24 protein-coding genes and 1 pseudogene are annotated in these 26098 nt (G+C 42.7%); 23 read left to right on the top strand and 2 right to left on the bottom strand.

Features of this window, described 5'->3' with window-relative positions:
• Positions 1–64 precede the first annotated feature (64 nt).
• From ACDD58_RS17620 to ACDD58_RS17610, 3 genes are read left to right on the top strand one after another with little or no spacing between them, the layout of a single operon-like run.
• Complete coding sequence (locus ACDD58_RS17620; protein ID WP_117921223.1) at positions 65–1603, top strand: ABC transporter ATP-binding protein; 1539 nt, start codon at positions 65–67, stop codon at positions 1601–1603.
• On the top strand, positions 1596–2696 hold the full coding sequence (locus ACDD58_RS17615) for an ABC transporter permease (protein WP_117921222.1): 1101 nt from the start codon (positions 1596–1598) through the stop codon (positions 2694–2696). The genes ACDD58_RS17620 and ACDD58_RS17615 overlap by 8 nt, the downstream gene beginning before the upstream one ends.
• On the top strand, positions 2697–3677 hold the full coding sequence (locus ACDD58_RS17610) for an ABC transporter permease (RefSeq protein ID WP_117921221.1): 981 nt from the start codon (positions 2697–2699) through the stop codon (positions 3675–3677). It abuts the gene before it with no gap.
• Between the two features lie 40 nt (positions 3678–3717).
• Here ACDD58_RS17610 and ACDD58_RS17605 read toward each other — a convergent pair whose 3' ends face one another.
• Positions 3718–4599: a LysR family transcriptional regulator gene (locus ACDD58_RS17605; protein WP_370778541.1), complete on the bottom strand. Its 882-nt coding sequence runs from the start codon at positions 4597–4599 to the stop codon at positions 3718–3720.
• Positions 4600–4790: 191 nt separating this feature from the next.
• Here ACDD58_RS17605 and ACDD58_RS17600 point away from each other — a divergent pair, with 191 nt between their 5' ends.
• From ACDD58_RS17600 to ACDD58_RS17590, 3 genes are read left to right on the top strand one after another with little or no spacing between them, the layout of a single operon-like run.
• Positions 4791–5435 (top strand): YoaK family protein, encoded by a 645-nt coding sequence (locus tag ACDD58_RS17600; protein ID WP_006859108.1) that lies wholly within the window; start codon positions 4791–4793, stop codon positions 5433–5435.
• Positions 5436–5449: 14 nt separating this feature from the next.
• Positions 5450–6205, top strand: a complete 756-nt coding sequence (locus tag ACDD58_RS17595) for a DUF4866 domain-containing protein (protein WP_199536212.1) — start codon at positions 5450–5452, stop codon at positions 6203–6205.
• A 17-nt stretch (positions 6206–6222) separates the two neighbouring features.
• Positions 6223–7515: an adenylosuccinate synthase gene (locus ACDD58_RS17590; protein WP_370778540.1), complete on the top strand. Its 1293-nt coding sequence runs from the start codon at positions 6223–6225 to the stop codon at positions 7513–7515.
• 1144 nt (positions 7516–8659) lie between these two features.
• On the opposite strand, the gene ACDD58_RS17585 is transcribed toward ACDD58_RS17590, so the two are convergent.
• Entirely contained in the window at positions 8660–9988 is a 1329-nt protein-coding gene (locus ACDD58_RS17585; RefSeq protein ID WP_370778539.1) for a threonine/serine exporter ThrE family protein, read from the bottom strand.
• A 192-nt stretch (positions 9989–10180) separates the two neighbouring features.
• Here ACDD58_RS17585 and ACDD58_RS17580 point away from each other — a divergent pair, with 192 nt between their 5' ends.
• The 17 genes and pseudogenes from ACDD58_RS17580 (at position 10181) to plsY (ending at position 26098) form a co-directional block, all read left to right on the top strand.
• Positions 10181–11011 carry a DUF6033 family protein gene (locus ACDD58_RS17580; RefSeq protein WP_186899083.1) on the top strand — a complete coding sequence of 277 codons (831 nt, stop codon included), beginning with the start codon at positions 10181–10183 and terminating at the stop codon, positions 11009–11011.
• Positions 11012–11110: 99 nt separating this feature from the next.
• Complete coding sequence (locus ACDD58_RS17575; protein ID WP_370778538.1) at positions 11111–11482, top strand: response regulator; 372 nt, start codon at positions 11111–11113, stop codon at positions 11480–11482.
• Positions 11483–11576: 94 nt separating this feature from the next.
• Positions 11577–12662 (top strand): tryptophan--tRNA ligase, encoded by a 1086-nt coding sequence (trpS, locus tag ACDD58_RS17570; protein ID WP_118209215.1) that lies wholly within the window; start codon positions 11577–11579, stop codon positions 12660–12662.
• Positions 12663–12939: 277 nt separating this feature from the next.
• Positions 12940–13524 carry a signal peptidase I gene (gene lepB, locus ACDD58_RS17565; protein WP_117919521.1) on the top strand — a complete coding sequence of 195 codons (585 nt, stop codon included), beginning with the start codon at positions 12940–12942 and terminating at the stop codon, positions 13522–13524.
• A 42-nt stretch (positions 13525–13566) separates the two neighbouring features.
• A complete protein-coding gene (gene ylqF / locus ACDD58_RS17560; RefSeq protein ID WP_117919523.1) occupies positions 13567–14430 on the top strand; it encodes a ribosome biogenesis GTPase YlqF in 864 nt (287 codons plus the stop codon).
• Complete coding sequence (lepB, locus tag ACDD58_RS17555) at positions 14427–14966, top strand: signal peptidase I (protein WP_118209213.1); 540 nt, start codon at positions 14427–14429, stop codon at positions 14964–14966. The genes ylqF and lepB (ACDD58_RS17555) overlap by 4 nt, the downstream gene beginning before the upstream one ends.
• Before the next feature lie 69 nt (positions 14967–15035).
• A complete protein-coding gene (locus tag ACDD58_RS17550; protein ID WP_370778537.1) occupies positions 15036–15800 on the top strand; it encodes a ribonuclease HII in 765 nt (254 codons plus the stop codon).
• Positions 15801–15860: 60 nt separating this feature from the next.
• Positions 15861–17840 (top strand): flagellar hook-length control protein FliK, encoded by a 1980-nt coding sequence (locus ACDD58_RS17545; RefSeq protein ID WP_370778536.1) that lies wholly within the window; start codon positions 15861–15863, stop codon positions 17838–17840.
• Positions 17841–17862: 22 nt separating this feature from the next.
• Positions 17863–18177: an EscU/YscU/HrcU family type III secretion system export apparatus switch protein gene (locus ACDD58_RS17540; protein ID WP_117919529.1), complete on the top strand. Its 315-nt coding sequence runs from the start codon at positions 17863–17865 to the stop codon at positions 18175–18177.
• A 76-nt stretch (positions 18178–18253) separates the two neighbouring features.
• A pseudogene (locus ACDD58_RS17535) lies at positions 18254–18610 on the top strand (YraN family protein); the annotation flags it as partial.
• 18 nt (positions 18611–18628) lie between these two features.
• Entirely contained in the window at positions 18629–19501 is an 873-nt protein-coding gene (gene pgeF, locus ACDD58_RS17530; RefSeq protein ID WP_370778535.1) for a peptidoglycan editing factor PgeF, read from the top strand.
• An 89-nt stretch (positions 19502–19590) separates the two neighbouring features.
• The gene (locus ACDD58_RS17525) at positions 19591–20628 is read left to right on the top strand and encodes a M42 family metallopeptidase (RefSeq protein ID WP_186899088.1); all 1038 of its coding nucleotides are present in this window, start codon (positions 19591–19593) and stop codon (positions 20626–20628) included.
• Between the two features lie 178 nt (positions 20629–20806).
• Positions 20807–21181 carry a GntR family transcriptional regulator gene (locus ACDD58_RS17520; RefSeq protein WP_370778534.1) on the top strand — a complete coding sequence of 125 codons (375 nt, stop codon included), beginning with the start codon at positions 20807–20809 and terminating at the stop codon, positions 21179–21181.
• Positions 21178–22077, top strand: a complete 900-nt coding sequence (locus tag ACDD58_RS17515; protein WP_117919537.1) for an ABC transporter ATP-binding protein — start codon at positions 21178–21180, stop codon at positions 22075–22077. Before ACDD58_RS17520 ends, ACDD58_RS17515 begins: the two co-directional genes overlap by 4 nt.
• A complete protein-coding gene (locus tag ACDD58_RS17510) occupies positions 22052–23983 on the top strand; it encodes an ABC transporter permease (RefSeq protein ID WP_370778533.1) in 1932 nt (643 codons plus the stop codon). The genes ACDD58_RS17515 and ACDD58_RS17510 overlap by 26 nt, the downstream gene beginning before the upstream one ends.
• 145 nt (positions 23984–24128) lie before the next feature.
• Complete coding sequence (gene der, locus ACDD58_RS17505) at positions 24129–25454, top strand: ribosome biogenesis GTPase Der (RefSeq protein WP_186899090.1); 1326 nt, start codon at positions 24129–24131, stop codon at positions 25452–25454.
• Entirely contained in the window at positions 25454–26098 is a 645-nt protein-coding gene (gene plsY, locus ACDD58_RS17500) for a glycerol-3-phosphate 1-O-acyltransferase PlsY (protein ID WP_117919542.1), read from the top strand. Before der ends, plsY begins: the two co-directional genes overlap by 1 nt.

Here is a 26098-nt window from a genome sequence, read left to right as displayed (position 1 = left end):
CGGAACTGTGAAAGGACAGACCTTTTATCACAGTTCCGCAGTTTACGTTAAAGGAGGACTGTTTGTGGAACCGGTAAATGCGATTGAACTTTTGGGAGTCACCAAACGTTTTGGAGAGGTTGTCGCAAATGACAATGTAAATCTGACAGTGAGAAAGGGAGAGATCCTTTCTATATTAGGAGAGAATGGTAGTGGAAAGACTACGCTGATGAACATGCTCTCCGGTATTTATTTCCCTGATGAGGGAGAAATCCGTGTGAATGGAAAAACCGTTACAATCCGGTCTCCGAAAGATTCCTTTGAACTCGGAATTGGAATGATTCATCAGCATTTCAAGCTGATCAATATTTTGACAGCCGCCGAGAATATTATTTTAGGACTGCCGGGAAAAGAACGGCTGAATTTAAAACAGGTGGAAAAAGAAGTCAGGGAACTGACTGACCGTTACGGATTTGATTTAAATCCATCCCAGAAGATCTACGATATGTCCGTTTCACAGAAACAGACTGTTGAGATCGTAAAAGTATTGTATCGTGGTGCAGATATTCTGATCTTAGATGAGCCGACTGCCGTTTTGACACCGCAGGAGACGGAAAAGCTGTTTGCTGTGCTGCGTAACATGCGTTCTGCAGGAAAATCCATTATCATCATCACACATAAGTTAAACGAAGTGTTAGAGCTTTCTGATCGTGTGGCTGTGCTTCGAAAAGGAAAATACATAGATACCGTGGAGACAAAAGGCGCGACAGTGGAGTCTTTGACCGAGATGATGGTCGGTGAAAAAGTAACACTTGATATCAACCGTACCGAGCCGGAAAATGCAAAAAAACGAATCGAGATGCGCGGCGTTACCTGCCGGAACAAGGAAGGATTAAAAGTATTAAAAGAGGCTTCTTTTACTGCATACAGTGGGGAAATCCTTGGAATCGCCGGTATTTCCGGAAGCGGACAGAAAGAGCTTCTTGAATCTGTTGCAGGTTTACAGCCGATCGAGAGCGGAGAGATCCTTTACGATTCCCCGGAAGGAAAGGTCGAAAAAATTTCCGACATGAAAGCGGAGGATATCAAAAAACTTGGTATTGCATTATCGTTTGTCCCGGAGGACCGTCTCGGAATGGGATTAGTCGGTTCCATGGATCTGACTGATAACATGATGATCCGCAGCTACAAGGAAGGAAAACATTTCTTTGCAGACCGTAAGGCACCGAAGAAACTGGCACAGGAGATCGTTGACAAACTTGAAGTCGTAACGCCGGGTGTTGAAACTCCGGTCAGACGTCTTTCCGGTGGAAATGTCCAGAAAATTCTGGTAGGACGGGAGATCGCAAGCAATCCGAATGTGCTGATGGTAGCATATCCGGTGCGCGGACTTGATATCAATTCTTCCTATACGATCTATAATCTCTTAAATGACCAGAAGAAAAAGGGAGTTGCTGTCATCTGTGTCGGCGAGGACTTAGATGTGCTCTTAGAGCTGTGCGACAGGATACTTGTGTTAAATGGCGGAAGAGTTTCCGGTATTGTGGATGCGAGAAGTACCACAAAAGAAAAACTCGGACTTTTGATGACAGGTTCGGGAGAGGAGAAACAGGCAAATGAGTAAAGAAGTAAAAGAACCGGCAGTTCGTATGATAAAACGGGATACGATAAGCACTGCTAAAGCATGGGGAATCCGTCTTATAGCTGTTGTATTATCGCTGATCGTTGCAGGACTTGTGATCGTTGCGATCACAAAACAGAATCCGCTTCAGGTATATCTTGGTATCGTAGATGGTGCGGTTGGAAGCAGCCGTCGTGTGTGGGTGACGATCCGCGAGACATTAGTACTTTTATGTATTGCGATCGGACTGACGCCTGCATTTAAAATGAAGTTCTGGAATATCGGAGCTGAGGGACAGATCTTAATGGGAGGTATGGCAACCGCCGCACTGATGATCTATGCGGGGGATGCAATGCCAAACTGGCTTCTTCTGATCCTGATCTTTATTGCAAGTGCCACAGCAGGTCTGATCTGGGGATTGATCCCGGCAGTGTTTAAGGCATATTTTAACACAAATGAGACATTGTTTACGCTGATGCTTAATTATGTGGCAATGCAGCTTGTAACATTTGCCATTGTATTCTGGGAGAATCCATCTGGTTCGAATACGGTCGGTATTATCAATGCAGCAGGACAGAAAGGATGGTTCCCATCTGTGTTTGGAAATATGTATGGACTGAATGTGATCGTGGTTCTTGTCATCACACTCGGTATGTATGTATACATGAAATACAGTAAACAGGGATATGAGATCGCTGTTGTCGGAGAAAGCCAGAATACCGCGCGTTATGCCGGCATCAATGTAAAAAAAGTAATCATCCGTACCATGATGATTTCCGGTGCAATCTGTGGTCTTTCCGGCTGTCTGATCGTCAGCGGTGCAAGCCATACGATTTCTACAAGTACAGCAGGTGGACGTGGATTTACCGCGATCATCGTAGCATGGATGTCTAAATTTAATCCATTTGCCATGATCTTAGTATCTGCATTTTTAGTATTTATGCAGCAGGGATCGATCCAGATCGCTTCCCAGTTTGGTTTAAATGAGAATGCATCAGATATCATTACAGGTATTTTGCTGTTTTTCCTGATCGGATGTGAGTTTTTTATTAATTACAGACTGGAATGGAAAAAGAACCATAAGGAGGGAAAATAAATGAATCTGCTTATGACATTTATACAAAAAGCAATCGGACAGGGCGTTGCGATATTATTCGGTGCGACCGGAGAGATCGTGACAGAAAAGTCCGGTAACTTAAATCTTGGAATACCGGGTATCATGTACATGGGTGGTATTGCCGGTCTGATGGGTGCTTTTTTCTATGAGAATGGCAATGAAAATCCAAATGGATTTATTGGTCTTTTGATCGCCTTTTTTGCAACACTGATCGTAGCTGCGTTAGGCGGACTGATCTATAGTTTTTTAACGATCACACTGCGTGCAAACCAGAATGTTGTCGGTCTTGCGCTTACAACATTTGGTGTAGGTTTTGGTAACTTCTTTGGTGGATCTATCTCAAAACTTGCAGGAGGTGTCGGACAGATTTCCGTACAGACAACTGCGGCAGCGTTCCGTGCAAAGATTCCGGGATTATCTGCGATTCCATTTATCGGAGATTTATTATTTTCCTATGGATTTCTGACCTATTTGTCCGTGATCCTTGCGGTATGCATGACTTATTTTCTGAAAAAGACCAGACGCGGATTAAACTTACGTGCAGTCGGAGAGAGCCCGGCAACCGCAGATGCTGCAGGTATCAATGTATCGAAATATAAATATATTGCAACCGTGACAGGGGCAGCAATAGCAGGTCTTGGCGGACTTTATTTTGTCATGGAATATCTAGGAGGAACCTGGTCAAACAACGGTTTCGGTGACCGCGGATGGTTAGCGATCGCACTTGTTATCTTAGCACTCTGGAATCCGGATCATGCGATCTGGGGATCATTCCTTTTTGGCGGACTTTATATTTTATATATTTATCTGCCGGGACTGACACGTGCAACACAGGAACTTTGCAAAATGCTTCCTTATGTAGTAACGATCATTGTGCTTGTTATCACAAGTAAACGGAATAAACTGGAAAACCAGCCGCCGGCAAGCCTTGGAGAGGCATATTTCAGGGAAGACCGGTAATAGTTCCGGGAGAGGTGCGGGATATACGTTCTGCATAAAATCAGACAGAAAGAAAAGAAATCACTTTGCGGACAGCAGCACTTATCTGGGTGCTGCTGTTTGTGACTAAACATATTTCACGTTCCGGGATAGGCTCCACAAGGCGGATCGCGTAGGCATTGCCGCGTGCGATCGCTTCCGCAGCGAGCTCTTCCGGATAAAAACCGATACCGAGGTTGTGTGTGATCATCGGCAGGATCTGGTCGGTGGTAGCAGCCTCCATATCCGGTGCGAACATCAGACCGTGACTTAAAAAATAACGGTGATACAATTCTCTTGATCCGGTGCCGTCGGCAAGCCCTATGAATGGTATCCCGGAAAGATCGTTTAAGCTTCGGATCTGCGAAGCCAATTCTTTATATTTTGTTCCCCCAATCAGAATTTCACGGTAGGAGGCAAGGTGCGTTTTGTGCAGTGGCTTTTGGATGGCGAGCGGTGAGGTGACGGCTGCAAAATCGACAACTTTGCTCTCTAATGCTAAAATTGCCTGTGGTGTGGAGTGATTGAAAATACGGATGCGTACATGAGGATATTGTTCATGAAAACGTTCTAACACCGGAAGCAGCCGCAGGCGTAACGCATTTTCGCTGGCTCCGATGGAAACCAGTCCATTTTCGAGTTCCATGTTCTGACGGATCTCATCTTCCCCAAGCGAAAGCTGCTCATAGGCGATCGCAACATGTTCATATAATCTTTTCCCTTCGGGAGTCAGTGTGATACCCTTGTTGGAACGTAAAAAAAGCGTACAGTGTAATTCTGCTTCCAGGTTATTCATGCACCTTGTGATATTTGGCTGGTTATTGTGCAGTGCCTCGGCAGCTCTGGTAAAACTTTTATATTGTACAACATAGTAGAAAATACGGTAATAGTCGTAAGTGATCATGCGATGTTTGTCTCCTGTGATTTTTATTTTTCCATATAAAAATTATATGACAGATATATCAATAATACTTTTTGCATCTGATAACAGGGATACTATAATACAGACGATGTGAGAAATCAATGAGAAAAAAGGAATAAGAGGTGAGAACATTGGCTTTGAATCAAAATGAGCCAAGGAGTACCAAAGTGCAGATGTCGGAGGCGTTTATCACGAGTGTGTTTCTGGCACTGTCCGGTGGATTTCAGGATGCGTACACATATTTTACGAGAGATGGCGTGTTCTCGAATGCACAGACCGGAAACGTGGTACTCATGAGTCAGCATTTTATGATGGGAGAGTGGAGTGAGGGATTGCGTTATCTGTTCCCATTGCTCGCATTTGCAGTCGGTGTGTTTGTGGCAGAGAGGATACAGGGAAGTTTTAAGTATGCGAGAAAGCTGCACTGGAGACAGTCAGTATTACTCTGTGAGATGGCAATCCTGGTGTTTGTGGGATTTCTTCCAGAGAATCTTAATATGGCAGCAACCGTGTTAGTTTCTTTTTCCTGTGCCATGCAGGTGCAGACATTCCGGAAAGTCGGCGGATATTCCTACGCGAGCACAATGTGCATCGGAAATCTGCGGAGTGGGACGGCAGCGTTTTCACTGTATCTCAGGGAAAAAAGACCGGAACAGATCAGACAGGCACTTTACTATTTTGGAATCATTTTATTCTTTGCGGTTGGTGCGGGAATCGGAGGAAATCTGTCTGTGAGGTACGGGTTTCATGTGATCTGGATATCCGGTGGACTTCTGTTGATCAGTTTTCTGCTGATGTTCTTAGAAAAGATTAGATAATGGAGGGAAAAAGGATGGAGACAATATTTCCAAGAGAAGAAAAAGCAGATCTGTTGTTTGATAAAATCTTGAAAGATCCGGAAGCCTGTGAGCGTCTGATGCAGACTTTTTATGGAGAAATTGATTCGGATCTTGAACTGGTGGGAGGATATCTTCCACCGGAACAGTTTGCTAAGGCATTGTTTGATGCCTATAAAAACCGGGATCTGACAGCATTTTTGATGGCAGTCTGTAAAAACAGCATGTTTGACTTACTGCGCAACTCATTTTTGGCACCGTTCCGCTTTAATGCGGACGGACAGGTCAATCCGTATCTGCTCACGGACGAGGATGGAAATCTGATCCAGACAAAGGAGATCCATGTGAGTGAAAAAGATTATAACCGGTTTAAAAAGGTATTCCGGAAAGAGAAAGGTGTAAAGATGTATCTTGCATACGGATACCGCAAGCGTCACAGCTATGATGCGGATACGATGGATGTGATGGAATATAAGATGGGTGAGCACATCGGTCTTTTGCTTGTCTATGAACTGCCGGATACGGTAAAACAGCAGAGGACGGAAGCACAGGCTTATGCAGCAGTGTGGGATATCATGATGAAACTGCAAAAGGACCTGCCGCGTTCCTTTGTTTATTACGGACAGGATTCTTTGGAAGATGAAGGTCAGAGGTTTGATGAACTGGGCGTATTTTTACCGATCCACCGTTTTTCGGAACGGTTGGAAAAGAGTATTGATACAGTAGATAAGATTGTACATGCACAAGTATAAAAGGAGTGTGAATATTTATGTTAACAGCAGTAACTGGTATTAACTGGGGCGATGAAGGAAAAGGACGTGTCGTAGATTTATTAAGTGATCACGCCGATTATGTGGTTCGTTATCAGGGAGGAAACAATGCAGGACATACCGTAGTGACAGATAAAGGTAAATTTGTTTTGAATCTGCTGCCGTCCGGTATTCTGCATCCGGAGGTTGTCTGTGTACTTGGAAACGGAATGGTCATTGATCCGGATCACTTAAGACATGAGATCGAGATGATGCGTTACATGAATGTAAAAATCAGTCCGGAAAATTTAAAGATATCGGAAAAAGCAACCGTCTGCATGCCATTCCATGTCAGACAGGACGTTTTAGAGGAGGAGAGACTCTCTAAGACTGGGGAGGCATTTGGCTCCACAAAAAGAGGAATCGCCTATGCCTATGGCGATAAATATATGAAGAAAACGCTTCGGATGGGAGACCTTTTATATCTGGATTCGGAAGTGATCAAAAAACGGATCGCAATGATCGTGGAGAGTAAAAACCTGATCCTTGAAAAGGTATATGGTCAGAAAACGCTCTCGGTAGAAGAAGTCATGGACTGGTGCCGGGGACAGGCAGAATTTTTAAAACCATATATTATCGATACGGGGGCACTTTTGGAAAAGGCAGCTGCAGAAGGAAAAGACATCCTCTTCGAGGCACAGCTTGGCGCATTGCGTGACATTGATTACGGAATTTATCCATACACATCCAGCTCCAGTACTATCGCAGCCTATGCGACGATTGGTGCAGGCATTCCAAAGAGACAGCCGGATCGGGTTGTGGGAGTCATGAAAGCATACTCAACCTGTGTCGGTGAAGGACCGTTTGTGGCAGAAAAGGCAGCAGGCGAAGAATGGAATGAAAAATTAAGAAAAGCAGGAAATGAATTTGGGGCAGCAACCGGACGTCCGAGAAGGGTCGGACCATTTGATGCAGTTGCGAGCCGATATGGATTACAATGCCAGAATGCAGGGGACATTGCATTGACAAAGCTCGATGTATTAAGCAGCTTTGAAAAGATCCCTGTTATCACTGGATACCGTGTAAACGGAAAGTTCATCACGGATTTTCCAACCAATATCCTGCTTGATGATGCAATGCCGGAGATTGAGATGTTAGACGGATGGAATTGTGACATTTCATCCTGCCAGAACTGGAATGATCTTCCGGAAAATGCAAAGAAGTATATTGAAAGGATCGAAGAGCTGATCGGACATTCCATTTATCTTGTTTCCACCGGGGCAAAGAGAGATGCATATTTGCTGAAAGAGTAAAAAAGAAAAGGCTGACAGAAAGGATTCGGTAGGTGAATCTGCATCTGTCAGTCTTTTTTCTATAGAATATGTTATTCGCCAAATGCTGGTTTGTGGGTGACATGAGTTTCCCTGTGTAGGGTGGTTCCGGGGGGGGTTACGATTGGCAAATTGCATCAAGCCGGGACTGTTTTGTTCCGTTGTACGAAAATAAGGCAGGTCTAAGTCAGCCTGATTTAATGTTTCTCGGAGTGACGTGTGCGTCTTAAACGCCCCGTCCGGGGGCATTAAGACTTGTGCTGCCGTCCGTGGCAGCACAACACTGTGTTACGGACAGGCAGACTAAGATTGCCTAATTTTCTCCCAAAGTCACAAAACAGGTCTCGGCTTGATGCGATTTGCCAGCCGCAAGGTTGTGAACCACCCTTCGCCGGGGAACTCATTTTACAACCTTGGGGGTGCGTAAATTATTAGTGTTTTGTGTCTGAATCTGATTAAAAAAAGATTTCCAAATAACTATATTCAATGGTTTATTATTTGTTTGACAACACTGGCAAAAACCTCGATATATACCACTATGCCCATATTTATTGCCATACACATTTGAAAAAATATTCTGCGTTATTAATCTGGCAATTTACGAAATAATTCATGTAATACAATGCAGTAGATGGAAATTCTGGGAAGTCATTAGGCTGAATATTAATGATACAGCACATTAGGATTTTAAGCATATTTCCATTCGTGCGAATATCAAAAATTCACACCCGCGCCCCCATTTTGAGATGAACCGCCCACCCAAATGGTGTTCACAACCTGAATACTGGCATCTTGCGCAAAGCCGAAGCTAATTTTGTGACTTTGGGAGAAAATTAGAAAATCTTGGTATGCCTGTCTACACACAGTGATGTTCTGCCACGGATGGCAGAACAAGGCGGCATCGAGTCATGGATGACTCGTTGTTGCCGTTCACGTCACTCCGAGAAAATCTAATTCAGGCATACCTAGACTTTTCTTATTTTCGTACAACGGAACCAAAATTACTCCGGCTTTGCGCAAGACGCCACTCACAAGCCTACGAAACACCATTTGGATGGGCGACGCATGTCTCAACAAACCAGCATTTGTCTCAACAAAATTCAGTTGGAAGTATTTTGAGAAATAATCAGTTGCAGTACCGGAACATTTTATCTGTCAGTATTCTTGCAAAGATCAGTCCAAGTGGCAGGCATACAATGATAAGGATCGCAGAGGCAAACCAGGAAGCTGACACATCCAGTGACATAATGCCAAGATTATAGATCGCGCGGTACAGATACAATCCAGGCACCATAATGACAATGGATGGAACAGTGATCGCGATTCTTGGATAACCGACATGATTTTTTAAGAGCGATGCAAGAAGTCCGGCGGTCAGTGCACCTAAAAAAGCAGCGGCTGCAGAAGGCATTCCGAAAAGATCTACAAGTTCCAGACGGAAAGTGTTTGCAATAGCACCAATGATCGCGGCAGATGCGGCAAGCTTTGCCGGACTGTTGAACATGACGGAAAATCCAAATACGCCACAGAAACTTGCGAGCAGACGGAATACAATTTTTTCAGGCAGATTAAGATTTAACGGAAGAAAATCTACCGGCTGTAAATGCAGTAAAAGTGCTACCATCCATGCAAACATTGTGGCGACGGCAATAATGATCAGCGCATAAGCAAGACGTTCCAAACCGGAACGCATATCCAGTTTTGCAAGGTCGATACCGCTTGTGATAAATGGAAAGCCTGGGATGATAAAAAGCATTGCACAGATATAGCCTGCTTCATGCTGAATGGAAATCCCCCACAGAAGCTCTGCGATTTTTAAAAGTCCGGCATAAACCAGACAGGCACCTGAGACGGAAGCAGCGATGCACAAAAACAGTGTAAAATGATGCTTTGTGAGTTTGCACCGGAGATAATTTCCGATGCCTGCGCCGAAGAAAGCACAGAGCATTTCAACAGGTCCGCCGCCTAACAAAAATGTAAACGCGCTGCATGCAAAAGCAGCAGCACATCCAAGTGCAAAGGGCAAATAAAGACCATGGATCTGTTCGATCTGGTCTAAATAAGCATGAATCTGCTCCCCTGACATTGTGCAGCATTCACCTGCAAAGTCATTGACGAAACGTTCTAACCTGTTTAATTTTGAAGTGTTGACACCGGTGTTTGTCAGACAGAGAGACTGTGAAAAACAATCGTTTCCGTCAAAACAGGTATATTCGATCGACATTAAACCAATGTCTGCGGTACAGGTGATGCCGAGCAGAGAGGCAAGCGTATTCATAGAACTGCGTACCCGCCATGCACCTGTACCACAGGAGAGCATCATCAGACCGGTACGCCCGATCACGGATGCTTTTTCGGTAAGACCTGCCTGGGTGATCGGCAGTTCTTTATCATTTCCTGTGAACTGATGCCAGGGAATATCCATATGATTTTTGATGATCCGATTCTGTGTCATTTAAAACACTTCCTTCTATAATAAATAATGTTTTGGCTGATATAAAGTGTATCTGCTCTTAGCAAAAAGTCAAGTCAGTATTCGTATAAATTTATCTGTAAATGAGCCGATAACCATAATAGAAACGAGAAAAACCCATAAATGGAATTAGAAGGCAAAAGTCAGATTTTTCACGGAAGAAAGGGGATTATTATGAGTGAGATCAGTAACAACAGTGCATTAAATTCTTATGCAGCGGACTATTCTTACCGCACAGAATACAACAGGAAAACGGATAATAACAAAAAGACCGATGGCACAAAAGAGATGGATAAGACGGCAAAGAAAAGCAGGGTAAGTGGAAGAACGATCGGAGATCCGGTTCTGAGTGATAAAGCAAAAAAATATTATGAACAGTTAAAAGCAAAATATTCCAATATGGATTTTATCCTTGTTTCACCGGAGCAGAAGGAGGAAGCCGAGAGTAAAAAGGGGATGTACCAGAGCTCGAAAGAACTTATTGTCCTGATCGATTCAGACAAGATTGAGAAGATGGCAGAGGATGAGGAGTATCGCGCAAAATATGAGGGAATTTTAAGTAATGCAACATCCCAGTTAAGCCAGATGAAAGACAGTTTAGGATCGAAAGCAGATTCTGTCAGTTCTTTTGGGATGACCTTTGATGACAACGGAAATGCATCATTTTTTGCAGTTGTCGATAAATCTCTTGCGGCACAGAAAGAGCGTATCGCTGATAAAAAGGAGGCTGCAGCAGAAGAAAAAAAGAAAGCGCAGAAAAAAACACAGGAAAAACGCGCGGAAGAGAGAAAAGCAGACAGGGCAGATAAAAATAAGAAAATGGATTCTGCCGATAAGACGAATTCGAAGGAAAAGTCATCAGATGCGGACAAAGTGACGGTTTCCGCTTCCTCCTGGGAAGAATTGCTCAAAAAGATAGATAATGTCATTTATGAGAGCAGGGCAGATTCTGTCCTGACGAAAGAAGAAAAAGCAGTCGGACAGTCTTTTGATTATTCCATATAAAAATACTGGTTTTAGTGGGGAAAAAGGACAGTTGAATCACAGCGCATTCTATGGCAGAATAAAAGAAAATACAGTAGAAAAGATGTATAGGGTGACATTGTGAAATATACAGTATTGATTACGGATGATTCAAAACTTCAGAGAGTAATTTTAAAAGAAAATTTAAAAGATATCTATGATGTGGCAGAAGCATCATGCGGGCAGGAATGTCTTGATCTGGTAGAGAACAGCGAAGGAAAGATCGATGTCGTTCTTTTGGATATTGTGATGCCGGGAATGGATGGATTTGAGGTGCTGAGGAAAAGACAAAGATCCGAAATCTTTAAAAATATACCTGTGATCGTACTTACCATGAGTGATATGAAAGAAGATCAGGAACTCGCAGAACAGTTAGGTGCCGATGGATTTCTGTTAAAACCGGTGAATCCGAAAGATGCTCACTTTCGGATTCGTCAGGTTTTAGGGGAATAAAAGAAAAGATTGCCTATATGTAAAAGAAAAAATTGAATCACGGAAACAAAACGTGTATAATGGATATAGAAATATGTTTGACAGGGGAAAAATTATGGCACAGAAAATTATTTTAACAGGTGACCGCCCGACGGGCAAATTACATGTGGGACATTATGTAGGCTCTTTAAAGCGAAGAGTTGAACTTCAGAATTCCGGAGAATATGACAAGATCTTTATTATGATCGCAGATGCACAGGCACTTACAGATAATGCAGATAATCCTGCAAAAGTGCGCAGCAATATCATGGAAGTAGCACTCGATTATCTTTCTGTAGGAATTGATCCGGCGAAGTCGAATATCTTTATCCAGTCTTATGTGACAGAGCTGACAGAGCTGACATTTTATTATATGAACCTTGTTACGGTATCGAGACTGCAGCGCAATCCGACCGTAAAATCAGAGATTCAAATGCGTAACTTTGAGACAAGCATTCCGGTTGGATTTTTCTGTTATCCGATCAGTCAGGCTGCTGATATCACTGCATTCCATGCAACGACAGTTCCGGTTGGCGAAGATCAGATGCCGATGCTTGAGCAGACAAAGGAGATCGTACACAAATTTAATGCCGTATACGGTGAGACACTGACAGATCCGCAGATCTTACTGCCGGAAAACAAGGCATGTTTAAGACTTCCGGGTATTGATGGAAAGGCAAAGATGAGTAAATCACTCGGCAACTGTATTTATCTCTCCGAGCCGGAAGCTGACGTAAAGAAAAAGATCATGTCCATGTATACTGATCCGAATCATATCCGCATTGAAGATCCGGGTAATCTTGAGGGCAATACAGTATTTACTTATCTGGATGCGTTCTGCAATGATGGACATTTTGCAGAATATCTTCCGGAATATTCCTGTTTACAGGAGTTAAAAGATCATTATACACGCGGTGGTCTTGGCGATGTCAAAGTGAAGAAGTTCTTAAATAATGTCATGCAGGAAGAGCTTTCTCCGATCCGTGCACGCAGAAAAGAATACGAAAACCGTATCGATGATGTGTATGATATCTTAAAGAAAGGCAGTGAGACTGCAAAAGCTGAGGCAGAAAAAACGCTTGCCGAAGTAAAACATGCGATGAAGATCGACTATTTTGATACACCGGAGTTTTTAGAAGAACAGAGAGAAAAATTCAAGTAAAATTCAAGTAAAATATAAAAAGACTGCCCTGCAGGTGGAAACACAGCGGGGCAGCTTTTTAATTCATAGGAAATTACGTCCTAAGAATCAAAAAGCTCTCCGGGCGGGATGCGCATCTCGCGGAGAAGAAGTTAGCTGTAAACAGCATCGCTCGAGTGCGAAAGAGTCGCAAGCGACTCTTTGTTCTGTAACGGGATTTTATCCACGGATAAGGTTTACGAAGTGTGGCATTTTGTGATAAAGTATAGAAGTACATTTTGGGGAAAGGAAAACAGACGTGGTAAGACGAAGAAAAAGTGGTTTAAACTTTGGAAAACGAAAGAAAAAGATCAATTTTACAGTAGTAAAAGAAGTTTTGTCATGGACAGTAGAAATAGCACTCACATTACTTATTGCATTTACCTTTGTTTATTTTATCGGACTCCGGACAAGTGTTGTAGGACAGTCAATGTCTAAGACATTAAATGGCGGAGACCAGATTTTAGTAAACCGTTTTGTTTATAAAGTGACAGATCCGAAAACAAATGATATAATCGTATTTCTTCCAAATGGAAATGAAAAATCCCATTACTATGTAAAGCGTGTCATAGGTGTTCCGGGAGATACCGTACAGGTTAAAAATGGAACGGTATACGTCAACGGAAAAGCATTTGATGAGGAAACGGATGTTGCATCTATTGAAGATGCAGGACTTGCGGCGGATGAGATCACACTTGGACCGGATGAATATTTTGTTCTGGGAGATAACCGTAATAACAGTGAGGACAGCCGTTATGCAAATATTGGAAATATAAAAAAAGACTATATCATAGGAAAAGCCTGGTTTCGGATCGCGCCGTTCTCGGAACTTGGATTTCTATAAAAATAAGAATATAAGATTTCATGCAGAGAAATGGAGGAAAATATGCAATTTCAATGGTATCCAGGGCATATGACAAAAGCAAAACGTCAGATGCAGGAAGATATAAAACTGATCGATCTGGTTATTGAGCTGGTGGATGCAAGAATACCGCTCGCAAGCCGTAACCCGGATATAGATGAACTTGGAAAAAATAAGGCAAGACTGATCCTGATGAACAAATCAGATCTGTCAGATACGAGAAGAAACCGCGAGTGGTCGGATTTTTTCCGTGAAAAAGGTTATTTTGTGGTCTGCTTAGATGCAAGAAGCAAGGCAGGGATGAAGGATGTTACAAATGTTGTGATGGAAGCCTGCAGGGAGAAAATCGAGCGTGACCGGAAAAGAGGAATCAAAAACCGTCCGGTACGTGCGATGGTTGTTGGTATTCCTAATGTCGGTAAATCGACATTTATCAATTCTTATGCCGGAAAGGCGTGTGCAAAGACTGGAAATAAACCGGGTGTTACAAAGGGAAAACAGTGGATCAGACTCAACAAAAACGTGGAACTGTTAGATACACCGGGGATTCTCTGGCCTAAATTCGAAGATCAGAGAGTCGGACTTTATTTAGCACTCATCGGTGCAATCAAAGATGAAATATTAAATATTGATGAGCTGTCGTTAGAGCTGATAAAAATACTGTTAAGTGATTATCCGTCCGTACTTCATGAACGTTATGGTGTGGAGGAGGATGCAGAACCACCGGTAATTTTAGGACAGATCGCAGAAAACAGAAAGTGCATCTCAAAAGGCAACGAATTAGACTACAGTAAAGCAGCAGCACTTCTGATCGATGAATTCCGGAGTGGAAAATTAGGACAGATCACACTGGAACGTCCGAAAATGCAGGAGGACAGTGCCGGGTGAGACAGACGGATATCAGGGCAGTGTTAGAACTGATCCTGTATTTTGCACTTGTGGCAGGAATCACGTTTCTGATCATTCACTTTGTGGGACAGCGTACAGTTGTAAATGGTGTTTCCATGCAGCCGACGCTTTCCGATGGGGATAATCTTATCGTAGATAAGCTGTCCTATCGTTTTCATGATCCGGACAGGTTTGATATTATTGTTTTTCCACAGGAAGACGGCAGATATTTTATCAAGCGGATCATTGGACTTCCGGGGGAAAACGTACAGATCGATGAGGATGGATTTATTTACATCAATGGCGAAAAGCTGATGGAGTCTTACGGAAAAGAAGTGATGCGTGATCCGGGACTGGCAAAAGATGGGATAGATCTCGGAGCGGATGAATATTTTGTGCTTGGGGATAACCGGAATAACAGCATGGACAGCCGTATGGAAGAAGTCGGACTGATCGCGAAAAACAGGATCATAGGACGTGCATGGCTTCGTATTTATCCGTTTTCAGAAATCGGTTTTCTAAAACATGGTTCCTGACACAGGGATACCCGTAAAATATGTGAGCTATTGTACAAAATACAGACAGCAGAAATGGAAGTGTCAGAGATGGAAGAACGAAAAATAGGACAGATCAAAGATGAATTAAAGGCGGCAACGGAAGCAATGCTGCCTTCTTTTATTGCTTCTTATGAGCCGGATGAGAGAAGCGGCGTTAAAAAACTTGTGGAGCAGGCAAAAAAGCGCCTGCAAAAATTAGAGGAAGAGCGAAAAAGAATCTGGAATCTGCAGGAATATGAGCGAAAATACAGTGAGTATGCATATATCTGCGGAATAGATGAGGTAGGAAGAGGACCTCTTGCCGGTCCGGTCGTTGCCGGTGCGGTGATCCTGCCAAAAGACTGCGATATACTATATATCAATGATTCTAAAAAACTTACAGCGGCAAAACGTGAGGAACTTTATGATGAGATCATGGAGAAGGCGGTCGCAACAGGGATCGGTATGGTGCCGCCGCAAAGGATCGATGAGATTAATATTTTACAGGCAACTTATGAAGCAATGCGTGAAGCTATAAGTAAATTAAATCCTTCACCCGATATATTATTAAATGATGCGGTGACGATACCGGAAGTTACAATTCCGCAGGTACCGATCATAAAAGGAGATGCAAAGAGTATTTCCATCGGTGCAGCGAGTATTATCGCAAAGGTGACGAGGGACAGACTGATGGTTGAATATGACCAGATCCTTCCGGAGTATGGTTTTGCGTCAAACAAAGGATATGGTTCGGCGGAGCATATTGCGGCATTAAAGAAATACGGCGCATCCCCGATCCACCGCAGGAGTTTTATCCATAATTTTATAGAGTAAACGTTTGAAATCGGGTGTAGTGTGAAAATATATTTTTCGCACATGGGAATGAGGTTTGTTATGCAGATCAGAGATATGTTGGGGCAGTACAGTCAGAATGTCAAAAACGGAACAGAGGAACTTATGAGTGCACAGGGAACACAGAAACTTGTGTCATCCATGCAGGAACTAGAGCCGGGCAGCACGTTTGAAGGAACGGTTAACAGTGTCAAAAATGGCAAAGTTATTCTGGCACTCGGAAACGGACAGACTATAACAGCAAGACTCGATGGAAAAGTATCCATTCAGCCGGGTGAGTCTATGTTTTTTCAGGTTCGTTCCAATGATGGGACAACGATCGCACTTCGTCCTTATGTTCAGGCAGGCAATATCAATAATCCGATCCTGTTAAATGCTCTGACTGCCGCAGGAGTTCCGGCGACAGAGCGGAATATCACGATGGTGGATTCCATGATGAAAGAACAGATGTCGATCAGTAAACAGAGTATTCTTGATATGGGAAGAGTTATAGGAAGCAATCCAAATGTCAATGTAAATACAGCGGTTCTGATGACAAAGATCGGGCTTCCGGTCAGTACAGAGATGGCATCACAGTTTGAAAATTATATGGCTGACCAGCATGCGATCGTAGATGAAATGGATCTTGCAATGAATCAGCTCGGACGTCTTTTAGGAGATGCGGATTTAGGAGAGCAGCAGTCCTTTGAATTATATGGGAAAGTATTAGATATTTTAAACGGAGAGGGAGAAAGTTTCACACAGGCTGCGGATGGATTACAGCAGGATCAGACAGGAGCAGCCATAAATGCCGGAGAAAACATACAGGCAGGCACAGCCATAAATGCAGACGGCAATCTACAGGCAGGCACAGCTATAAATGCAGATGGAAATCTACAGGCAGGCACAGCCATAAATGCAGATGGAAATATACAAGCAGGCGCAACAGTAAATGCCGGTGGCAACATAAATACAGAGACCGCTGCAGATCAGATTCAGAATCAAACAGCAGCTGGAGAAGCGCAGATGCAGCAGACTGCAAAAGATCTGCTTTCAATGGGAACTGCAGAGTCAGGAGCAGAAAATGCATCATTAAAAAATACGCAGATGCAGACGGACACGTTAGAGCAGATCTTAGATCAGAATGGTCTGGATCATTTAAAACGTTTACTGCAGAATATCCCGACGCTGACCGGCAATACAGATCTTTTTGAGATGAATGCAGAGGAAGATGTGTTTGTGGATACAATGTCAGGAGAGGATGCGGGGAAGAAGACATTAGAATTAGCGCAGACAGTGACAGAACCGGAAGTAAATTTAAAACAGTCCATGACGGCAGAAGATTTTTTAAATACACTCCGGGATGCGTTAGGACAGAACCGGGAGTATGGATTTGTAGGAATGACCAAACTGTTCGGAAGTAAGGAATTTGCTGCGATCTTAAAGAACCGTGCCCAAAAACAGTGGCTGCTTGAACCGGAACAGTTAAAAGAAACATCTAAGGTCAGTGAACTTTATGAACGTTTAGATCACCAGATGAAACAGATGGAAAATGTAATGAAAGCTGCAGGAGTCACACAGAACTCTTTTGTACAGACGGCAGCAGACATCCGCAGCAATGTGGAATTTATGAATCAGATCAATCAGGTGTATACTTATGTACAGCTTCCACTAAAATTGTCGGGACAGAATGCATCCGGGGATTTGTATGTGTACACCAATAAAAAGAATCTGAATGATCCGGAAGCAGAACTGACCGCTTTTTTGCATTTAGATCTTGATAATTTAGGTTCCACGGATGTTTCTATCCGCATGAAGGACAAAAATGTAAAGACAAATTTTTATATTGCTGATGATACGTCCTATGATCTGATCGAAAAGCATCTTCCGGTGTTAGAAAAGAGACTGGCACAGAAAGGGTATCATTGCAGCATTACGATGTCAAAAGAAGAAAAAAAGGTTGAATTTGTAGAAGATTTTCTGCAGAAAGATATGCCACAGATGGGGACGGTTCACAGATATTCGTTTGATGTACGTGCATAAGCAGCGCAGGAGGCAGTTAGTTATGTGGTTTGATGGAAAAAATAAAGAACAGGGGAAAAAACAGAAAACTGCAGTGGCGGTAGCATATGAGCCGGGTGATGCGGCACCGAAGATATTAGCAGCGGGAAAAGGAGAAGTTGCAGAGCGTATCATTGAAAAAGCGAAAGAAAATGATGTGCCGTTTTATCAGGATAATAAATTGGCAGAAACTCTCTCAAAACTTCAGATCGGTGATACGATACCGCCGGAACTTTATGATGTTGTGGCAGAAATTCTGGTGTTTGTAGATGATATGGATAAAATGAAAGCAAAATTAAGCAGGGCAGGATTACTGTGATCAGGTCTTGTTTTTACAGGATAGAAAATGTAAAATAAAATAGCGGAACAATGGGGGATAAACTACGGAGAAAGTAAATAAACGTGCAGTGGGGGCTGCATATGAGAAAACAGCGGGAGAATATTTACAAACAAAAGGATATGAGATCCTGCAGTATAATTTTCGCTGTCGCATGGGAGAAATCGACATCATTGCAAAAGATCAGGGATACCTTGTGTTTATTGAAGTGAAATATCGTAGGAACAACAGGTGTGGACGTCCGGCAGAGGCAGTAACACCAAAAAAACAGCGCACGATCAGCAAGGTCGCATCCTATTATCTGCTGACACATGGCTGTGGAATGGATACGCCGTGCCGCTTTGATGTTGCAGCTGTATCTGGTGATGAGGTGGAACTCATAAAGAATGCATTTGAGTATCAGGGATATCTTTAGAATGGGAAGGATGACAGTGTGAGTTTTAAAAAGAAAAATAATGACGTTGTATTAGAAGAAGTATGGTGTGAAAGTGGAGCGGGGGCAGGACTACCGCTCCTTAAATATCCTCTGCTTGAGCAGACCGGAATCGTAGAGCACTGTTTTACCACAAGATGTGGTGGTGTAAGTAAAGGAATTTATGAATCCCTGAATTTAAGTTTTACGCGCGGAGACGAGGAAGCGGCTGTACGGGAAAATTTTAAAAGACTTGCCGGTGCGATGAAAACAGATATTTCAAAGTTTGTTTTTACAGACCAGACACACACGACAAATATAAAAAGAGTGACGGCTGAGGATGCCGGAAAAGGTATTGTAAAAGAGAGAGATTATAAGGATATCGATGGTCTGATCACAGATGAGCCGGGACTTGTGCTCTCAACTTTTTATGCGGACTGTGTGCCGTTATATTTTGTGGATACGGTGCACCGGGCAATCGGAATGAGCCATTCCGGCTGGAAGGGAACCGTTGGAAGAATGGGGGCAGCCACGATCACAGCAATGAAGCGTGAATTTGGCACTGAGGCAGAAGATTTAGTCTGTGCCATCGGTCCGTCTATATGTCAGGATTGCTATGAGGTCAGTGAGGATGTTGCAGATGCTTTTAAGGAAGCATTCCCCGGTCATACGGATGAAATCCTTCTGGATAAGAAAAATGGCAAGTATCAGCTTGATCTTTGGAAGGCGAATGAGATCGTCCTGACAGAGGCAGGTGTTTTAAAGGAAAAGATTGCAGTTACAAATATCTGTACCTGCTGTAATCCGGATCTGTTATTTTCCCACCGTGCCAGCCATGGAAAAAGGGGAAATCTTGGAGGATTTATTTATCTGAAGGAAAAGAATGGAGATTAGTGTGAAAAATATATTTTTCACACGTAAGATTTGTGCTGGCGCACAAACTTAAGATGCGCTGGAGGACAGCGCAGAAATGGAGATTAAAAATGGAAAAGAAAAATTACGTTGATTATATCGTGGAAGAAACAAAAAAGATCCTTGCGATCGACAGTCCGTCAGGCTACACCAAAGAGGTGGCAGATTTTGTCTTAGACGAATACCGTGCGTTAGGATATGAGCCGGAACTTACCGTAAAAGGCGGCGTTCTTGTCGCATTAGGAGGTAAAGAGAAAGACAATGCAGTGATGTTAGAGGCACATATTGATACACTCGGTGCGATCGTAACAGAGATCAAGTCAAACGGAAGACTAAAGGTATCTCCGATCGGTGGCATGAATGCAAACAATGCGGAGGCAGAAAACTGTCGTGTGGCAAGCAGATTTGCCGGTATTTTTGAGGGAACCTGCCAGCTTTCTAACGCTTCTGTCCATGTGAACGGGGATTACAGTGATACCAAACGAAGCTGGGATGAGATGGAGATCGTGCTTGACGAGAAAACAGCGTCTAAAGAAGAAACAGAGAAATTAGGTATCATGGCAGGTGATTTTGTATGCTTTGATCCGCGCACTACGGTCACAAAGACAGGTTATATCAAGAGCCGTTTTCTGGATGACAAATTAAGCGTCGGTATTTTACTTGGATATGCAAAATATTTAAAAGAAGAAAATATCACGACAGAGCGCATGATATACCAGCATATCACAGTCTATGAGGAAGTCGGACATGGCGGTGCAGCATCTATCCCGGAGGGTGTGACAGAAGTGATCTCCGTGGATATGGGCTGTGTGGGAGATGGACTCTCCTGCAGGGAAACACAGGTATCTATCTGTGCAAAAGACAGCAGGGGACCTTACAATTATGATGTTGTTACAGGACTGATCAAAGCAGCGAAAGACAACGATATTGATTTTGCCGTGGATGTTTACCCATACTATGGCTCAGATGCAGATGTGGCACTGACAGCAGGCTATGATGTGCGCCATGGTCTGATCGGTGCGGGTGTATACGCATCCCATGGATATGAGAGAAGCCATAAGGATGGTGTGAAAAACACATTTGAGTTACTGCGTGCATATCTGGGTTAGTCAGGCACAGATGACAAAAGGTTGTATTTTTTTAGGATAACAGGCTGCAGGCTTCATAAAATCTTCATAATATCTTCATAATATCATAGGATTATCTTTATTGTATCAGCAGATGCCCCGTGTTATAGTGACCGTATGATAGAAAATAGTACGGTTAGTACGGACAGGGGGTATCTGATTGATACAGTTAAATTATCGTGATTCCAAACCGATCTATGAACAGATCAAGGATGGACTCAGAAAACTTGTAATATCAAATTCTCTTTCTGCAGATGAAAAACTGCCATCAGTCCGGGAACTTGCGGCAAAGCTTGCCATTAACCCGAACACGATACAGAAAGCCTATCGGGATCTGGAAAGTGAAGGTTATATCTATACGGTCGCTGGAAAAGGAACTTTTGTTGCAGAACGAAAAGAAGTATATGATGCGAGAGCGAAAGAGTTATTGACGGAATTTGATGAGATTGTGGAAGAACTATTTTTTTTGTCTGTAAAGGAAAAGGAATTGGTCGAACGTATGGATAATCTGGCAGAAGGGAAGGTGGACCAATGATACAGGTAAGTCATTTGGAAAAGTCCTTTGAGGGATTTCGTGCATTGAAAGGTGTGGATATGCATGTGGAAAAAGGTGCGATATACGGACTGGTCGGACCAAACGGAGCGGGTAAATCAACATTGATCCGCCATATTACAGGGGTATATAAACCGGATGCGGGTGAAGTTTTAATTGCAGGAGAACCTGTATATGAAAATAAAAAAGTAAAAGCAAAATTTTCCTATATTCCGGATGAAATATTTTATTTTATGCAGGCAGACACGATGGAAATGAAACGTTTTTATCAGGGAATTTATCCTGCATTTGATGAAAAACTTTTTTACCGTATGCAGGAGTTTTTCCCGAATATCGACGTAAAAAGAAGTATCAGACGACTGTCGAAAGGAATGCAGAAACAGGTTGCTTTTTGGCTTGCAATCTGTGCAAAACCGGAGTTTATGATCTTAGATGAACCTGTGGACGGACTTGATCCGGTCATGCGCAGACAGATCTGGAGCATTATCATGTCAGAAGTTGCAGAAAATCAGATGACAGTACTGGTATCATCCCACAATTTAAGAGAGCTGGAGGATGTCTGTGACCATGTTGGTATCATGCATCAGGGAAAAATCATGATCGAACGTTCCTTAAGTGATCTGCAGGGAAATGTGTCAAAGATCCAGGTCGCATGTCAGAGCGGTGTGCCGAAACTACCGGAAGAATTTGAAGTCCTTCATATGTCTAATACAGGACGTGTATATACATTGATCGTAAAGGGAAATCCGGAAGATGCCAAAAGAGCACTGGCCGAAACAAATCCGCTGATCGTGGATGTGCTTCCACTGACATTGGAAGAAATCTTTATTTACGAGATGGGAGGTGCTGATTATGAAGTCAAAGACATCCTCTTTTAATATGACGATATTTCGAAAGAATCTTACACATTACTGGCCGATCTGGGTGGTATATCTTTGCTATCTGATCATGGTGGTGCCGGTCAGCATCGGATTGATTTATGCGAATGTTGAAAATAATTATATTGGAAATATGCCGTTTGAACATAAACAGTACTATGTTGTTGGTTCCATGCTGTCAGATGCGGGATCGGTGATACCTGTTTTTGTTGCGGCAGCGGTGGCTGCACTTGCAGTATTTTCCTATTTATATAATCCACGCAATGCAAATATGATACATTCATTGCCGGTGGACAGACGGGAACTTTATATCACAAATTATGTGTCAGGATTTGTGTTTCTGTTTGTCCCGGAGCTGATCGCTTTTATTGCAGGCGTGTTAGTATGTCTGGCGAATCAGATTAACTGTATACAATATATATTTTACTGGTTTATAGATATCGCAGGAGTATCATTTTTTGCATATTCGCTTGCAGTATTTGTTGCCATGCTCACCGGAAATATTTTTGCCATGCCATTTTATTACCTTGCGGTCAATTATCTGTGGATCGGCGGTACAAAGATGATACAGAATATTTCAAGTCTGATCTGTTATGGGGTATCAGATACATGGTCATATAATCCGTCGAGTATTTTATCTCCGCTTGACTATCTGTTCCATAATCTGTCGATGGGCATAGAGTATGATAAAGATTATGTACAGGCAGTCGGTGTTACGATCAGTGGTGGGAAAATTGTAGCGGCTTATGCGGTGGCTGCAGTTGTGATTACGGTTCTTGCATATGTTTTATATAAAAGACATAAGGTTGAGACGGCGGGAGATGTGGTCAGCATTTCCATTCTAAAACCGGTATTCCGCTGGTTGTCCGGTATATGTGGCGGCGGACTGATCGCACTTGCAGTATCGGCATTGTTATTAGAGTATATTAAAATGAATGAGTTTATCTGTCTTTTCATTCTTATGCTTGTTTTTGGCAGTATCTGTTTTCTGGCAGCGGAAATGGTTCTGCAGAAAAGTTTTCGGGTATTGTGCAAAAAAAGAATTATGGAATGGGTTGGCTTTGCAGCAGCAGTCCTGATCCTGTTAGGATGTTTCCGTATCGATGTATTTGGCATTGAGCGCCGTATTCCGGATGCATCTGAGATTGAGGCGGCATTTGTGAATATGGATTATCCGATCTACATTTCAAAAGAACAGATACCTGAGATATTGAAGTTACAACAACAGTGCGTTGACAGTAAGGATGAATATTTATCTGTATATAAAAAAGAAAAAAATTATTATTATACAACATTCCGTTATTATATGAAGGATGGCTCTATGTTTGAGCGGAGATATCCGGTTTCTGTTACCGATACGGCATTAAAAGATAAAAAATCCGTTGCATATAAGCTGGCTGCTTTAGAGGCAGATCAGGATAATCTGATGAAACAGGTTCTGGGCGATGGATATAAGGAAAATGATTATTATTCCGGTTATCTGACTGTTTATAATGGCAGGGGTGAGTCTGATGTATATACGTTTTCAAGGGACGAGAGCAACATTCTCAAAGAAGCCATTGAACAGGATGTAAAAGAGGGCAATTTTGATGCTTATCAGCTTCCTGCGGTTTATAAAGATGAACAGGAAAGCATCTATACCAATTCGCTTTCACTTTCCTATTATGGAAAAGGGAATGGTTACCAGACATGGGATTATTATTATAATTATATGGATTACAGGAATATGAGAAATAATAATGTTATGGTTGGTGATGCATCCGGCAGCTGTTATATTCAGGTTGGCCCAAAGTGTGTGAATACGATAAGAGTGTTAAAAAAGATGGGTGTGATAAATGATACCTGGCATCTGTACAATTATAATGAGCTTGAGGAGATTCAGAAAAATACAGGTGTGGCAGAATAAGTGAATGGGTCATGCTGAAAAGTCCGATGAGGAAAATATCTTTACAAGAACCACAGGATATTGTAAAATCAAAATAATGTTCAGAGCATGGTTTTAACCGCTCATGAGTGTATGAGATTTGAAGATAAAAGGAGTACAGAAAATTATGAGTAAACCTGTAGTGGCAATCGTAGGTCGCCCGAATGTTGGAAAATCAACGTTGTTTAACGTGCTTGCAGGCGAGCGGATTTCCATCGTAAAAGATACGCCGGGAGTGACCAGAGACAGGATTTATGCAGATGTGACCTGGCTGGATTATCATTTTACCATGATCGATACCGGTGGTATTGAGCCGGACAGTAAAGATATTATTTTATCCCAGATGCGTGAGCAGGCAGAGATTGCAATCGCAACTGCGGATGTGATCATCTTCCTGACAGATGTAAGACAGGGGCTTCAGGATTCAGATGCCAAGGTGGCAGATATGCTGCGCCGTTCGGGAAAGCCGGTCGTTTTAGTTGTCAATAAAGTGGACAGCTTTGAAAAATTCATGCCGGATGTGTATGAGTTTTATAATCTGGGTATCGGGGATCCATATCCAATCTCAGCATCCTCCATGTTAGGTCTTGGAGATATGCTTGATGAGGTGGTTAAAAATTTCCCGGAATATAATAAGGACGAGGCTGAGGATGAGAGACCGAAAGTTGCAATCATCGGAAAACCGAATGTAGGAAAGTCATCCCTGATCAATAAACTTGCACAGGAGGATCGTGTGATCGTATCCGATATCGCAGGAACGACACGTGATGCGATCGATACGGATATCCGTTACAATGGAAAAGAATATGTGTTTATTGACACGGCAGGACTCAGACGCAAGAATAAGATTAAAGAAGAAATAGAGCGATACAGTATCATCCGTGCAGTGACTGCAGTGGAACGTGCTGATGTATGCATCATTGTGATCGATGCGACTGAGGGTGTGACAGAGCAGGATGCGAAGATCGCAGGTATTGCCCATGAAAGAGGAAAAGGCATTATCATTGCAGTCAATAAATGGGATGCCATTGAAAAAGACGATAAGACGATCTACCGCCACACAGAGAAGATCCGTCAGATCTTAAGTTTTATGCCATATGCGGAGATCTTATTTATCTCTGCAAAATCAGGACAGCGTTTAAATAAACTGTTTGATATGATCGATCTTGTCATCGAGAATAACAGCATGCGTATAGCAACCGGTGTATTAAATGAAATTGTTGCAGAGGCAGTGGCAATGCAGCAGCCGCCTTCAGACAAGGGAAAACGTTTAAAGATCTACTATACCACACAGGTTGCAGTAAAACCGCCTACGTTTGTTATTTTTGTCAATGACAAAGAACTGATGCATTTTTCCTATACACGTTATTTAGAAAACCGTATCCGTGATACGTTTGGATTCCGTGGAACAGCGTTAAAATTTATCATTCGTGAGAGGAAGGAAGAACAGTAATGCTTGGGGCAAGAATCATAGCAGTGGCAGTGGGGTATTGTTTTGGATTATTCCAGACAGGATATATTTATGGAGAAAAGCATGGCGTTGATATTCGGACACAGGGAAGCGGCAATGCCGGAACGACGAATACGCTTCGTGTGTTAGGCTGGAAAGCGGGTCTTATCACGTTTCTGGGAGATCTGTTCAAAGCTATTTTTGCTGTGCTCTTGATCCGGTTCATTTTTATTGGAAAATATCCGGATGCGGTCAAAATATTAGAACTTTATGCAGGATTTGGAGCAGTTTTAGGACATAACTTTCCGTTTTATCTGAAGTTTAAGGGCGGAAAGGGAATCGCGTGCACATCCGGTATGATACTTGCCGTATGCCCGCTTGCAGCACCAATCTGTCTGATCCTTTTTATCGGATCGATCGCAATTACAAGATATGTATCGTTAGGTTCGATTCTTGTGGTTACAAGTTATCTGATCCAGGTGCTTATTTTTGGACATATGGGATATCTGCATGTGGATGCTGTATATCTGCCGGAGTTTTACATAGTCAGCGCATGTTTTACAGCGATGGCATTATGGAGACACAAAGCCAATATTAAGCGTCTGCTTACTGGAACAGAAAACAAATTTGGAATGAAAAAAAATTAG

Source organism: Roseburia sp., assembly GCF_041325975.1.
GTDB lineage: Bacteria > Bacillota > Clostridia > Lachnospirales > Lachnospiraceae > Roseburia > Roseburia rectibacter.
The sequence above is the reverse complement of the archived record's forward strand: the minus strand, read 5'-3'. Positions and strand labels throughout refer to the sequence as shown.